This is a genomic window from Xanthomonas sp. NCPPB 3442 (assembly GCF_056725145.1).
Window position 1 is genome coordinate 4,980,278 of record NZ_CM161514.1, and the last position, 14,544, is coordinate 4,994,821.

10 protein-coding genes are annotated in these 14,544 nt (G+C 66.9%); 5 read left to right on the forward strand and 5 right to left on the reverse strand.

Annotated elements, in window-relative coordinates:
- Positions 1–64: 64 nt before the first annotated feature.
- From AC1POX_RS21495 to AC1POX_RS21515, 5 genes are all read left to right on the forward strand, one after another.
- The gene (locus AC1POX_RS21495) at positions 65–997 is read left to right on the forward strand and encodes a LysR family transcriptional regulator (protein ID WP_338339007.1); all 933 of its coding nucleotides are present in this window, start codon (positions 65–67) and stop codon (positions 995–997) included.
- Between the two features lie 336 nt (positions 998–1,333).
- Positions 1,334–1,564: a hypothetical protein gene (locus AC1POX_RS21500; RefSeq protein ID WP_008573091.1), complete on the forward strand. Its 231-nt coding sequence runs from the start codon at positions 1,334–1,336 to the stop codon at positions 1,562–1,564.
- Between the two features lie 161 nt (positions 1,565–1,725).
- Positions 1,726–2,346: a glutathione S-transferase family protein gene (locus tag AC1POX_RS21505; RefSeq protein ID WP_042774040.1), complete on the forward strand. Its 621-nt coding sequence runs from the start codon at positions 1,726–1,728 to the stop codon at positions 2,344–2,346.
- 119 nt (positions 2,347–2,465) lie between these two features.
- A complete protein-coding gene (locus AC1POX_RS21510) occupies positions 2,466–2,846 on the forward strand; it encodes a hypothetical protein (RefSeq protein ID WP_008573095.1) in 381 nt (126 codons plus the stop codon).
- 215 nt (positions 2,847–3,061) lie between these two features.
- On the forward strand, positions 3,062–4,477 hold the full coding sequence (locus AC1POX_RS21515; RefSeq protein ID WP_057682045.1) for an amino acid permease: 1,416 nt from the start codon (positions 3,062–3,064) through the stop codon (positions 4,475–4,477).
- Positions 4,478–4,566: 89 nt separating this feature from the next.
- Here the strand turns inward: AC1POX_RS21515 and AC1POX_RS21520 are convergent, their stop codons facing one another.
- The 5 genes from AC1POX_RS21520 to AC1POX_RS21540 form a co-directional block, all read right to left on the reverse strand.
- Positions 4,567–7,041, reverse strand: coding sequence for a GH92 family glycosyl hydrolase (locus tag AC1POX_RS21520; RefSeq protein ID WP_372356587.1), 2,475 nt, complete (start codon positions 7,039–7,041; stop codon positions 4,567–4,569).
- Between the two features lie 230 nt (positions 7,042–7,271).
- A complete protein-coding gene (locus AC1POX_RS21525) occupies positions 7,272–10,205 on the reverse strand; it encodes a TonB-dependent receptor domain-containing protein (protein WP_057682043.1) in 2,934 nt (977 codons plus the stop codon).
- A gap of 669 nt (positions 10,206–10,874) precedes the next feature.
- Positions 10,875–11,264, reverse strand: a complete 390-nt coding sequence (locus AC1POX_RS21530; RefSeq protein WP_008573104.1) for a DUF2628 domain-containing protein — start codon at positions 11,262–11,264, stop codon at positions 10,875–10,877.
- Between the two features lie 108 nt (positions 11,265–11,372).
- Complete coding sequence (locus AC1POX_RS21535) at positions 11,373–13,121, reverse strand: sensor domain-containing diguanylate cyclase (protein WP_014091571.1); 1,749 nt, start codon at positions 13,119–13,121, stop codon at positions 11,373–11,375.
- 112 nt (positions 13,122–13,233) lie between these two features.
- On the reverse strand, positions 13,234–14,424 hold the full coding sequence (locus AC1POX_RS21540) for a sugar diacid recognition domain-containing protein (protein WP_031425262.1): 1,191 nt from the start codon (positions 14,422–14,424) through the stop codon (positions 13,234–13,236).
- Positions 14,425–14,544 lie beyond the last annotated feature (120 nt).

A 14,544-nucleotide genomic window follows, 5' to 3' on the forward strand; every position in this document is an offset into this window, starting at 1 on the left:
TCAACCACCTGGATTCACGAAAAAACCGGCAAACTGCACAAGCACTTTCACCACTGGAGTGAAGATGGTCCGCTTCGACGACCTGGCGCTGTTCGTGCGGACCGCGGCGCTGGGCAGTTTTTCCAGCGCAGCGCGCGAGGCCGATCTGTTGCCGGGACAGGCCAGCGCGGCGGTGGCCCGGCTGGAACGCGCGCTGGATCTGCGTCTGTTCGCCCGGTCTACGCGCAGCCTGCGGCTGACCGCCGAGGGCGAGCAGTACCTGCCCTATGCGCGCGGCGTGCTGGAGTTGCTGCGCGACGGGCGCGAACATGTGCGGGGCGCCGACAGCGCGCTGCAGGGGCTGCTGCAGGTGACGGCGCCGTCGGACCTGGGCCGCAACGTGCTGCTGCCGTGGCTGACCGAATTCCGCGCCGCGCACCCGAAGCTGACCCTGCGCCTGCACCTGTCCGATCAGGTGGCCGACCTGTATCGCGCGCCGGTGGATGTGGCATTTCGGCTCGGCCGTATCGACGATGCAGAGCATGTGGCATTGCCGCTGGCACCGGACAACCGCCGCGTACTGGTGGCCGCGCCCGCCTACCTGCAGCGCCACGGGCGCCCCGCCACGCTGGATGCGCTACGCGAGCACGCCTGCCTGCTGTACGTGCTGGCCGGGCGCGCCTACGACCGTTGGCAATTCGACCTGGACGGCCGCCGCCACGTGGTGCCGGTGCGCGGGGCGATGCTGTGCGACGACGCCGATGTGGTGCGGCGTTGGGCAGTCGCCGGCGAAGGCATTGCCTACAAGTCGTGGCTGGATGTGTGCGCAGACGTGCAGGCCGGGCGGCTGGAGGCGCTGTTGCCCGAGTGCGGCGATCGGCTGCCGCTGCAGCTGGTGTGCCCGCACCGCAAGCAGTTTTCGCCGGCGATCCGGCAATTGCATGCGCTGTTTGCGCAGCGCTGCCAGGCGCTGACGGCGTTGTACCCGCTGCAGGCCGATGGGGCTGGTATGGGGTGATGCGGTGATCGCAGTGGCGCGATCGGCGCGATCGCTTGGCTAGACAGAAGGCCGGCGGTCGATGCGATGCGCGCGCGAACGCACATCATCCACGCGCCACACCTGCATGCGCTGCGCCATCTGCCACACGCGCGGTACCTGCCATCACGGCGGCCCTCGCGTGGCCGGCGTGCAAACGGTGGCTGCACGGCTGCGCCATGACGCTGAAATGGCCAGCACACCTGTTTCGATGTCGCATGGCCTGCGGGCTGTAGCGCGTTATTGCCGTGTTCGTTGAAGCGCCCATCACTGCAGCGGTTCTAGCCTGCCGGCATGACCGCACCCCGCCCGGTTCGCATGCAGCGCTATGGCAATCGCGACGGCCACTCGGGCGTGGTGGCCTACGCGCTGGCCGACGACGCCATCGCCGTGCGCTTTCGCAGCGGCGAGACCTATGTGTATACCGCCGATAGCGCCGGTGCCGAGGCGGTCGCGACCATGCAGCGGCTTGCCACGGCCGGACGCGGGCTGAGCACCTACATCAGCCAGACCGTGCGCGATGCATACGCGGGCAAGATCGAGCTGTAGCGGCGCAAGAGTGCAGCGGCGAGAATGCACCGCTCTGCGACTGACCGCAGCGTGCATGGATGCACTCGGCTGCACGCGCTGCACAAGGCGCGTGCGGGGTTGCAGGCAGCACGGATCACCACCGCCAACGGCCGGCCATTACGCGCGTCACTGAGGAACACATGCTGGAGATCTACGGAAAGCCGAGCTCGATCAATGTGCGCAAAGTGTTGTGGTTGTGCGATGAGCTGGGGCTGGACTACACGCTGCATGCCTATGGCAGCGGTTTTGCGTCGGTGCAGACGCCGGAATTTCGCGCACTCAACCCCAATGCGTTGGTGCCGGTCATCCGCGCGGGTGAACTGGTGCTGTGGGAATCGAACACGATCTGCCGCTACCTGGCCGCGCGCAGCCAACGCGATGATCTGCTGCCGGCCGCGCCCGCCGCGCGCGCATTGGTCGAGCAATGGATGGATTGGCAGGCCACCGAACTCAATACCGCCTGGCGCTACGCATTCATGGCCACCGTGCGTGGCAGCGCCGCGCATACCGATGCGCAGGCGATTGCGGCGAGCGTGGAGCAGTGGAACCGCCACATGGCGATCCTCGATGCGCAGCTGCAGCGCGGCGGTCCGTTCGTCCTGGGCGCATGCTTTACGCTTGCCGACATCGTGCTGGGGGTGTCGACACAGCGCTGGGTCGCCAGCCCCATCGCGCATGCGGCATTGCCTGCGGTGGCGGCGTATTACGCACACTTGCAGACACGCGCCGGATTTCAGCGCCATGGCTGCACGGCACCGTGATGCTGCATGTCGCCTTTGTGCGAAGCGAACCAGACCACCGAAGCGATGCATGCAGCACGCTCGCACTGCATTGACCTGGGCATGGGTAGGGTGAGGGTCTGCTTTTGCGAGACTTGCCGATGACCACTGCCACCAACCAAACCCGCCTGCTGGCGCTTGGCCTGTTCGTTTTTCTGGGCACGTTCGCAGCGATCGTCTGGTACCTGATGCGCCCCTACGGCACGGCGTATTTTTTTCCGGTGCATTTTCTGATCGGAGCGGCGTTGCCGTTTTTGATCTACGCAATCGGCGGAACCCGGCTGTGGTTCTGGATGGGCATGGGCATCACCGCGTTGGTGCTGCTGTGGTTTAACCTGTGGGGCCATGACGCCAATGGCGCGGCGCCGCGGGTGCTGGACTGGAGCCACTTCGCTGCCGGTGTGGTCGGGCTTGCCGGTGCCTGGGCGGTGCAGCTGATCTATCGCAACGCGCGCCCGCCGCATCGCGCCTCGATTGAGTGAGCGGCAGTGTGGTGGGCGAACGCGTGCCGTCGATCGCGCACGCCGTGATGGATGGTGGTGCTTGGCCAAGGATAGGCACGATGCGCCGCGCATGAGTTGATGCCATCGCGTGCCCGCCTTGCCCGGGCATAGCCACCGCATGACCTTGGACCGATAGCTTTGCTGCGCTGCGTTGGGCGACACTCGCGCATTCTTTTGATTCCTGCGAGGTCCGCATGTCGTCTTGGCTCAGGCGCAAATCCATCGATCAGGTCACCGTGCACGAGACTGGCCGGCAACTGGTCCGCAGCCTGAGCTGGCCGCATCTGATCGCGCTGGGCATCGGCGCCATCGTCGGTACCGGTATCTACACGCTGATCGGCGTGGGCGCCGACAAGGCCGGCCCCGCGGTGCTGCTGTCGTTCGTGGCGGCCGGCATCGTCTGCGCCTGCGCGGCGCTGGCGTATGCGGAGATGGCCACGATGATGCCGGCTGCCGGCAGTGCGTATACCTACAGCTACACCGCGCTGGGCGAGAGCATTGCCTGGGTGGTGGGCTGGAGCCTGGTGCTGGAATACTCGCTGGTGGTCAGCACCGTGGCGGTCGGCTGGTCGGGCTATTTCGTCGGGTTCCTGCAATGGCTGGGAGTGGGCTTGCCGCATGAACTCATTGCCGGGCCGCATGCCGGCGGCATCGTGAACCTGCCGGCGGTGGTGATCACCTTCCTGGTGGCTGGCCTGTTGATGGCCGGTACCAAGGAAAGCGCCACGCTCAATGCCGTGCTGGTGGTGTTCAAGATCATCGCGCTGGGCGTGTTCGTGGCCATTGCGCTGCCGGCCTTCAACAGCGCCAACCTGCAGCCGTTCATGCCGTATGGCTTCTCCAAGGCAATGGGTCCCGATGGCGTGGAGCGCGGCGTGATGGCAGCGGCGGCCATCATCTTCTTCGCGTTCTATGGCTTCGATGCGATTTCCACCGCCGCCGAAGAAACCAAGAACCCGGGACGCGATCTGTCGATCGGCATCGTCGGTTCGATGATCGGCTGCACCTTGATCTATGTGCTGGTGGCGCTGGCGGCGGTGGGTGCGATGAGCTTTACCGTGTTCGGCAAGAGCCCCGAGCCGTTGGCGCTGATCCTGCGCGAACTCGGCCACGGCAAGGCGGCCCTGGTGATCGGTGCGGTGGCGATCATTGCGTTGCCGACGGTGTTGCTGGCGTTCTTGTACGGGCAGAGCCGCATCTTCTTCGTGATGTCGCGCGATGGCTTGTTGCCGCGCGGGCTGTCCAAGGTCAATGCACGCACCGGCACGCCGGTGGCGATCACGCTGTTCACCGCGGTGCTGGTGGCAGCACTGGCGGGCGTGGCCCGGCTGGACGAAATTGCCGCGTTGGCCAATGCCGGCACGCTGGCCGCATTCACCGCGGTGGCGGCTTGCCTGTTGGTGTTGCGCGTGCGCGAGCCCGGCCGCGCGCGCGCCTTCCGCACGCCGCTGGCGTGGGTGGTGGGACCGGTGGCGATCGGCGGCTGTCTGTACCTGTTCTGGAGTTTGCCGAGCAAGACGCAGGTCTGGTTCCTGCTATGGAATGCGCTGGGCGTGGTGGTGTACCTGGCATATGGGCGACGCAATAGCCGGTTGAATCAGGCGGGCTGAGCGTCCTTCTCTCTCCAAGGCACGCGCGCCAGTAGCGCGCAAGCTGTGCCTTTTCGCCCCGCAGGGAGAGGGCTTCAACCGCCGTGGTGTTACTGCGCCTGAGGTGTGGCGCAGAATGAAGTGGGCAATGCATCCGCTTGCGTACCCCAGCCTTGGGTGGGCGCCTGCGGGGTGAGCGCAAACGACAGCGTGCCGCCCTGCTGCAGCTGCGCCCAATCCAGGAACACCTGCGGCTGCGGCTTTCCATTCCAACGCACGCTGTCCACGTATTGCAGCGCGCGGCCGTTGGCGCCGGGCGCGTCGATGCGCAGGCGCTTGCCGTTGCCCAGATTCAGCGTGACCCGCTTGAAACGCGGTGCATGCAGCAGGAATTGCCCGCTGCCCGGCACTGCCGGATACAGGCCGAGCGCGCTGAACAGATACCAGGCCGACATGGTGCCAAGGTCGTCGTTCCCGGTGACGCCGTTGGGTGCATTGGTGAACAACTGCTGCGCGGCGCGCACCACGGTGGCGGTCTTCCACGGTTGCCCGATCAGCGTGTACATCCACGGTGCGTGCAGGTCCGGTTCGTTGTTGGGGTTGTAGCGGTACTGGTTGTAATAGCTGTACGGGCCGACCACCCAGTGCGTGCGTGCGGCAGTGAGCGGATCTTTCAGTAGATCGTCGTAGGCGAAGAAGGCGTCCAGGCGTTTACCGGTGTGTTCGCGGCCATGCATGGCCTGCAGCATGCCGGGGATGTCCTGCTGCACCAGCCACTGGTATTGCCAGGCGGTGCCTTCGTGGAAGCCGTGCTCGGAGCGTGGGCTGTAGCGATCGTCGGATGGCGCATACCAGCTGCCGTCTTCCAATCGCGGGCGCGGGAAGCCGGCAAAGCCGGTCTCGGTATCGCGCACATCCGCATCCCAGACGTTGTGCCAGTTGCCGCCGCGTTTGCGCAGCTGCGCGCTGTCATCGCCGTGGCCCAGCGCTTGCGCCATCTGTGCGAGCGCGCAATCGGCCAGCGCGTATTCCAGCGTGGCCGAACCGCCGTGATGCGGGTCCACGTCCATGCCCTTGGAGGGAAACGCACGGTCGTATTGCACGAAGCCGTTGGCCAGATAGTTGGCATTGCCCGAGCGCCCGGCGTGGCGCGAATTGATCGGCGGCTGGCCGAACGCATTCTGGCGCAGCGCTGCATACGCCTGCGCCTCGTTACCCTGCAACGCGCCGAAGCGCCACAGATCCACCAGGAACGGGGTGACCGGGTCGCCGGTCATGATGTTGGTGTCGTAGTTGGCATAGCCCCAACGCGGCAGCCAGCCGCCTTGCTGCTGGATCGCCAGCAACGAGCGGCCGATGTCGCGCGCGCGCGTTGGCTGCAGCAAGGCCAGCAGCTGGTTTTGCGAGCGGTAGGTATCCCACAGCGAAAAATACTCGTAGTAGGTCCAGCCATCGGCGCGATGGATCGCATCGTCGTAGCCGCGATAGCGGCCATCGGCATCGCTGCCGGTCAGCGGCTGCAGCAAGGCGTGATACAGCGCGGTATAGGCCACGGAACGCTCGTCGTTGCTGGCGCCTTCCACTTGCATGCTGGCCAACGCATTGCGCCAGGCCTGCTGCGCGCGTTGGCGCATCTGTTCAAGACTGAGCAGTTTGCCGCCCTGCATGCCATCGGCACGCAGGTTGCTGCGGGCGCCTTGCGCATCCACATGCGAGATGGCGCTGACCACAGTCACCGCACGCGCGCGCTTGTCTTTGCCCAGCGGGAAGCTGAGCCAGGCACCGTTGGGTTTGAGTTCGCCGCCCATGCCGTGACGCGCGCCGGGCACACCGCCCTCTTCGCCCCAGACGCCATGCGCGGTGAACGGGCGATCGAATTCCAGCCGGAACCAGGTGGTGTATTCGTGGCCACCGCAGAAACTCTGCGTGGTCAGTTTGCCCTCGACCACGCGGTCGCCGACGATCTGCACCTGGCTGCCGATCACCACATGGCGGTCGTTGGCCTGCGCCACGTTGACCAGCACATGGCCGGTGTCGGCGCCCGGCGCGAAGGTGTAGCGCTCGGTCGCGGCGCGGGTCAGCGCGCTGGCTTCGGCGTCGATGCCGCCGTAATCGGTGAGCCGTACCTTGTAATAGCCGGCCTGGCCGACTTCGCCATCGTGCGTGTAGCGCGCGGCATAGCGTTTCTGGTCGAAGGCCTTGGCATCGTTGGTGTCGAAGTCGCCCCCGGGGCCGATGCGGCCGATGACCGGCAGCAGCGAGACCTGGCCGCCCTGCTCCCAGCAGCCGGCGCCGGACAGGAACGAATGGCCGAAGCCGCGAATGCTGGGGTCGTCATAGCGCCAGCCGGCGTAGTGCGCGCCGATCGGGCTGACCTGGATCAGGCCGAATGGCGCCGAGGCGCCCGGATAGGTATTGCCGTCGTCCTTGCTGCCGATGAAGGTGTTGACCTGCGCCGGGTCTTGCGCGGCCAGCGGGCCGGACATGGCCACGCCAAGCAGGCACAGACCGACCGCGGCGCGGCGCCAGAACGGCGTGCGCGCAGCACGCGCGGTGGAACGGTTGGGCGGTACGACTGACAGCATGCAGAACCCCTTGGGGGAGAGGGCGGCCAAAGCCGCAGGTGGAAGGCGCGTGCCCGCCGCTGCGATGCGCAGCGACCGACGCACGACACGTGCGCGCAACACGAGACACCAAGCGCCGGCATCGTCGTGCGTTTTGGCCGTGCCCCGAATCGACAGGCATCTTGCGTGCCCGGACGATGCCGCAAACACCACCTGTCCATATCCGACGCACGCGTCGCCGATTGCGCGCTTCAAAAATCGAACACGTATTCTGCCGCGATCTCGCGCCCGACCGGGCTGAACAGGCGGCTGTTATAGAACTCGTAATCGAGTTTGTACGGATCCTTGTGGTTGTAGCCGGTGCTGTTGAAAACGTTGTTGACGTACAGGTTGAGCTTCATCGCCGGCGTGATGCGGTAGCCGACATTGACATTCCAGGTGATCGCCGGGCCGATGCGGCCGTAGTACTTGCGGGTGCTCTGGCCGAAGGTGGGGCTGGCCGGATCGGTGTCGGTGCAGTTGGCGCGGTCGTCGGGCACGCCGCCATCGGCAAACGGCACGCAGCCGCCGGGGTTGTCCAGCCGGTCCAGGCCCCAGTGCGAACGCACGCCCGGCACCGCGCCGACGCGATCGCCATAGACGGTGGCATTCCAGTTGCCGTACAGCCAGCTCACGCTGCCGCGCAGCTTGCTGCGGATGTCGCGGTCGCGGCGCTCGGGGTTGGGGTCGGTACGGTAGGTCTGCTCGCGCATCGAGCGCAGGTTGGTGTAGTCGAGCCCCATCTGGAAATCGCCGACACCGGTCTTGAGCTGGTAGCGCGCCGACAGGTCGATGCCGCTGACATCGCGCTGGGCCAGGTTGATCGGACCGCGCTCGATGGCGGTGATGGCGCCGGCCGCATTGCGCTGCACGCGCGCCAGGATCGAGGCGCAGTAATCGGCGCCGCCCGGGTTGGACCAGGCCTGCCCAGGCGTGATGGTCAGCCCGGTGCGGCAGCCGGCCTCGTCGCGCAGGATGGTGGTTTCATCGATGTCGCGGATCTCTTCTTCCAGATGGATGCGCCAGAAGTCGGCGGTCAACGACAGGTTCTCGAACGCATCCCAGACAAACCCCACCGTCCAGGAATTGCCCAGTTCCGACTCCAGATCCGGGGTGCCGCGGCGATTGATCGCGAAGGGATAAGTCACCTCGGTGTTGTCGCCGGTGCAGTTGTTGATCTGGTAGGCACCGCTGGCGATGCAGCGGTACTGGTCGAGCGTGCGCACCTGCGCCGAGCTGGGTTGTCCTAGCAGGTAATGCATGTCCGGGGCGCGGAAGCTGGTGGCGTAGCTGCCGCGCAGCAGCAGGCTGTCGATCGGCCGCCACTGCAGGCCGGCGCTCCAGGTGGATTCCTTCTGGGTGCCGATGTCCAACTGATCGGCGGCGTCGTTGAATGCGGTGTAGTCGCCATAGCGATCAAAGCGGCCGGCCAGGGTGGCGGTGAGCGTGGCGGTCAACGGCACGCCGAACTCCAGGCCGCCCGAGTAGCGGGTGCGCTCGCCGCCGCCGCGGTCGACGTTCTGCACTTCGTAATCGACATTGGCACGCGGGTCCGGATTGAGCCGATACCCTTGCTGGGCCGCTTCCAGCACCGCGGCGAATTCGACCGGCCCGGCCCAGCCCTCGAACAGCCGACCGCTCAGGCTGAGCGCTCCCTGGTTGACCCAGGACGCGGCGCGGTTGACCGAATGCGCGCCGATCTGCGCGTACTGGCCTGGCGTCAGCGGGGTCCACCAGCGCGCGCGGTCCAGCGTGTAGGCCGGCAGCCCGTCCACCGTGCCCTGCTGCGGGCCCAGGAAGTAGTCGTTGGCGCGCTGCCAATCGACCGTGGAAATGCGCTCCTGTACCCGGTAGTACGAGCGCCCCAGCGAGGCTTCCCAGTCGAGGCGGCCGTCGGCCAGGGTGCCGCGCAGCCCGGCGCTGATGTCCCAGGAGCGCTCGCGATTGCGGTTGCGCAGGCCGGCCTGGCTGCCGACCTCGCTGGCGGTGAACTGGCGCACGCCGATCAGCTGCTGGCCGCTGGCGGTATCGTAAAAGGCCGGATAGTCCAGCCCGGCCGGCAGTTGCACATAGGGCGGCGAGGTGCCCCACTGCGCTTCGGAGTCGAACACCGCCAGATTGGTCCAGGCCTGTACGCCGTTGCCGAACTCCCAGGTGCCGTACAGATACCCGGACAGGTCCTTGCTGCCGCTGCGCAGCAGCCATTGGCCGTAGTCGGCGCTCAGCCCGCACAGCTGGCCGGTATTGGTGGTGACGCCGGTATTGCGGTTGTAGAGCAGCCGGTCGGCCAGGTAGTACTCGCCGCCGAACTGATCGCAGGCACCGGGCGGCGGCGCCTGGCGGGTGCCGGTGGCATTGTCGATCAGCGCAATGCCGCTGCTGGGGCGAAACCCCACCCGCCGCTGTTCGGTGGTCCAGGCGCTGTAGGGCGCATCGCTGGCGTCGTCCATCTGCGGGCGATCGCGGCCGAACAGCGGGTCGCGGCTGGTGTACTGCAGCGCGTAGGTCACGCTCCAGTGGTCGCCGGTGCGCCCGCCGGCCCAGGACACGTCGGCGGTGTCGCGGCCGCCCTCGGTGGAGGTGCCGCCGCGCATGCGGAACTGATCGCCGCTGTAGTTCTGCTTGAGGATCACGTTGACCACGCCGGCGATCGCGTCCGAGCCGTAGATGGCCGAGGCGCCGCCGGTGAGCACTTCCACCCGGTCCACCGCCGCGGCCGGGATGTTGCTGTAGTTGGAAACGTTGCTCTGGCCGTTGTACGGCAACGGGTAATCGGCCACGCGGCGGCCGTTGACCAGCAACAGGCTGCGGTTGGGGCCGAGGTTGCGCAGGTTGAGCGGGCTGGCATTGGGCGTATGCGAGCCCCAGCTGACGTCCGCCTCCACCGTGCCGATGGCCTGGTTGAGGGTGCCGAGCATGTCGTAGACGGTGGTGAAGCCCTGCGCGCGGATCTCGTCGGCGCCGATGATCTGCACCGGCGCCGGGCCTTCGGCCTGCACGCGCTTGATGCGCGAGCCGGTGACGGTGACCGCGTCCAGCTGTTGCGGGGCGGGGGTCTGCTGGGCCAGGCCAGCCAGGGGCGACAGTGATGCGAGCAGCAGCGCCTGCGACAGGCGGGTGTGGCGGCAATGGCGAAAAGCGGTCATTCAAGCGTCTCGTCGAGGATGATAGTGCGACGGAAAGACAATGTCTTTTCAAACACTTGCGGGCGATGGGCGTGCTTGGATCGATCTAAACCCAGGAGGGCGGTGTGTCATTTGTTGGCAAAGATTAAGCATGCGGCAGCACCCACACCACGCCGCGACGCAACAATCCGGGCGGTCTCAAGCGCGTCTTCGAGATAGAGACGTCTTTTGGATCAATGGTTTGGAGTATTGAACCCAGACGCCTTGCCAGCTTCGCTAACGGATGAGCCCGGCTGTGACTTCCGACGCTGCCCGGATGGCAGTTGGTCCTGCACCCATTTCCAGGGCCAAACGCCGTTGCGCCAGCCGTGGCGCTGCCGGATCGGAGGGTGCTCTGCGCCGACAACCCCGCTCGCAGCGTGCGCGGGAGGCTGCCCAGGACGCATGGCCGTGCAGCGAGGCCTATTCTCAAATCCTGGCGTTGCTGCGATCGCGTCTGTGCCCGCGCGGCATGAGTCGCGTACGGCGAGGATTGGATGTGCTTCTCCCGCGATCCTCTGCCATCTGGCATGCAAAGGATGCCCACACGTTTGTCCTCAGGTCGGCGCGCTTGGCCCACAAAAAAGCCCGGTCACAGGACCGGGCTTGGCGGCAGGGCGTCGGTGGGGGGGTCCGCGGCCCGACGGTGGCTTACCAGCGCATGCCTTCGAACGGGTTGAAGCTGGTGCTGCCCTTCACCTTGTCTAGGTAGTAGGCGTAGTTGGCGCTCATGCCGGCCAGCAGGGCCAGTGGAATGCTCAGCGCGTTACCGATCGATGCGGGCAGGAACGAGGCTACGATGCCGACCACCAGGCCGACGCCGATCAGGCCCAGCGCCTTGCGCCACAGGCCCAGGATGAAGAAATAGATGAAGCCGAAGAACAACGCGTAGAAGTTCATGCCCACCTTGAGCTTCTCCCCGAACGGCAGGGTCTTGAGCGCCTCTTTGTAGGCAGGGTCCCTGGGACCGCCGTGACGGTCGAAGAAGGCGAAGCGGAATTGCCACTTGGGGCTGAGCTGGGTGCGATCGAAGGTATCCATTCCAATCCATGTAGTTGTAAACGTTTACATGATAGGCGATCGCGTATTCATCGGCACGCGTTCCCGCCGGTCACCTGGGTCCGGTGCAGCTTTCGGGTGTACGCAAGCTCAGCGCTGGTCGCTGGTGCCGGTGCCGCGGCGGGCGCGGCGCAGCGAGTACAGCGAGTGGTCGGCGCGATCGACCACCGCCGCCAGCGCTTCGCCGTCCTGGCGCAGGGCGGTGCCGAGGGTGAAGCGGATCGGCGCGTCCTCGATGGCCCCCATGTAGTCGCGCGTCAACGCATCCAGCTGTGCCTGGGTGGCCTGGTGCAGCAACACCAGGAATTCGTCGCCGCCCAGGCGTACCAGGCGGTCCTGGGTGCGCAGCGGCTGGTTGAGGAACCATGCCATCTGCACCAACACCTCGTCGCCGCGTTGATGGCCATGGGTGTCGTTGACCAGTTTGAACTTGTCCAGGTCCACCACGATGCAGCCCCAGCGCACGCTGGGGTCGCGCTTGTCCAGTTCGTCCAGGAAGCGGCGGTTGTAGCAGTTGGTCAGCGGGTCGGTGAACGACCATTCCAGCAGCTGCTTCTCCTGCCGGTACTGGTTGGTGATGTCCTGGGCATGCGCCAGCACCACCGTGGCGTCGGATTCCACGTCCAGCACGTTGTGGTACTGCCAATGGCGCAGGCTGCCGTCGCCGGCCACCAGTTCGATCACTCCCGAATCCTGGCCATCGAGCACCATCCGCGAGAGGTACCCGCGCAAGGCGGCGTGGCGCTCGGGGCGCACGAATTCCACCAGCGAGCGGCCTTCCATCTGCTCGACGCTGCGGCCGAGCGAGCGTGCGGCGGCCGGGTTGATGCTGACCAGCCGGCCATGCATGTCGTGGGTGCAGATCAGGCCCAGGCTGTACTGGAACATCTTGCGGAACTTGCGCTCGCTGGCGGCCAGCGCGTCCACCGCCTGGTGCCGGTCGGTCACGTCCTGGACCGCACCGATCAGGCGCATGCGCCCATCCACGTGTTCCACCGATCCGGTGCTGTGCACCCATAGCCGCCGCCCGGTGGCGCTGGTCAGCGGCAGCTCCAGATCCCAGGACGTGCCGTCCCGCACGCAGGCTTCGACCGCTTCGGTAATGACCGCGCGCGCTTCCAGCGGATAGAAGCCGATCGCCTCGGTCAGGCTGGGCCGGTAACCGAGCGGAACATCGTGCAGGCGGCAGGTCTGGTCCGACCAGATCAGCGTGCCGCTGGCCACGTCCACCTCCCACCCGCCGACCCCGGCCACCCGGCCGGTGCGCTCCAGAAACGCTTCGCTCTCGCGCAGCCGCTGCTGCAGCTGGGCATTGGCCGCCTCGCGCTCGAGCATCACGCGGCGTTGCTCCAGGCCTTCGGCGGCCACCCTGGCCAGTTGCTGCAAGGCCTGCAACTGCGCCGGCTCCAGCGCGCGCGGGCGCTGGTCGATCACGCACACCGTGCCCATGCGTAAACCATCCGGCAGCACGATGGGGGCGCCGGCGTAATAACGGATACCGGGCGCATCGGTGACCAGGGCGTTGTCGTGGAAGCGTGGGTCGGCCGGCGCATCGCGCACTTCCATCACCGCATCGCCCTGGATGGTGTAGGCGCAGAACGCCAGCTCGCGTGGGGTTTCCGAAACCCCCGGCAGGCCGATGTTGGCCTTCCACCACTGCCGATGTTCGTCCACCAGCGAGACCAGTGCGATGGGGGTACCGGCGATCGCCTGCGCGGCAGCGGCCAGCGCGTCGAAGAACGGCTCGGCGGCGGTGTCGACCACCTGCAACAGCGCCAGACGTGCCAGGCGCTGGGCCTCGCTAGACGCAGATGACACGACGGTATCGCACTGGTTCAACGGAGCGCTCGCGGCCGGGCAATCCGCGCAGTCTAGCGGACTGCGCATACCAGCCAAGGCGGCGTTCCGTGCGCCACTGCACAGGGCAGCGTTGCGGCGGTTGTGGCCTCGCTCAGTCGGGGGCGTGCGCGTCGGTGTTCGGCGTGGTTGCGGCGCTGTCGTGGCGCATCTGCAGCGCCAGGTACAGGCGCATGCAGTCGTCGGTATTGCCCAGGTCCACCGCGCACAGTTCCTGGATGCGCTGCATGCGGTAATCCAGGGTGTTGCGATGAATGCCCAGCGCCTTGGCGGTGGGGGCCATGCGCATGCCGGCGCCGAACCAGACCGACAAGGTCTTCAGCAACTGACTGCGACGGTCCTGCGCCAGCAGTGCCTGCAGCGGCTTGCGCAATTCCTCGGCCTGCCAGGCCTGGCGCAGGTCGTCCACCAGCACCGGCAGGCGGTAATCGTCGTAGAAGAAGGCGTCGGCATGCGGGGTGCGCGCCTTGCCGATGCGCATGGTGGTGCGCGCGATCTGATGCGACAACGCCAGGCCGTTGGCCTGCGGAAAATACTGGCCCAGGGCCAGCCGGATGCGCAGCCGGCTGCTGGCGCGCATGCGCTCGAGCAGGCTGTGCGCGCGACGGCGTTGCTCCTCCACGTCCCAGTGGCCACGCCGGTCCAGTGCCGGCTTGAGCACCACCAGCTCGTTGAGCGCGGTGGCGGCGATCAGGTTGCCGCGCTCGGGCGTGGACAGCAGGGTGTGCAGGCGCTGCAGTTCCACCAGCATCGCGTCCAGGTCCAGGCTATCGCTTTCCACTTCGATCACCGCGGCCACGCGCGGCAGGTCCAGCGCGATCCCGAGCCGCTCGGCCCAGCCGGCCAGCGCCGGGGTCGGGCCCTCGGGCCGGATCAGGCCCAGCGTGACCTCTTCGCGCAGACGCGCGTCGCGTGCCAGCAGGCGCAGCAGCCCGGCCTGTTCCAGCATCGCTTCGGCGGCCATGCGCACCAGCTCGGCCTGTTGCCCGATGCGCTGCGGGTCGCCGGTCAGCCCGACGCAGCCGACGATGCGGCCCTCGGCGATCAGCGGCAGGTTGACGCCGGGGCGCACCGCATCCAGCTGCTGCGCCAGGGCGGCATCGATCTCCACCCGGCCCTGCCGGGACAGCACCAGCAACGCACCTTCGTGCAGCTGGCCGATCCGCGCCGGCTCGCCGCTGGCGATGATGACGCCGGAGTGGTCCATCACATTGACGTTGCCGTCGATGATGGTCATCGCGCGGTCGACAATGGACTGCGCCAGGGTGCGGTCGAGCGTGAGCATGGGCGGGGGGTCTGTTGCCGCGATCAGGAGCGGTCACGGTGGCATGTTCGCTTCGCGGATGTTCGGCAGGTGTGTGACGGGAGCAGTTGCGGCCGATGCCCGGGATCGGTGCGAAGAACG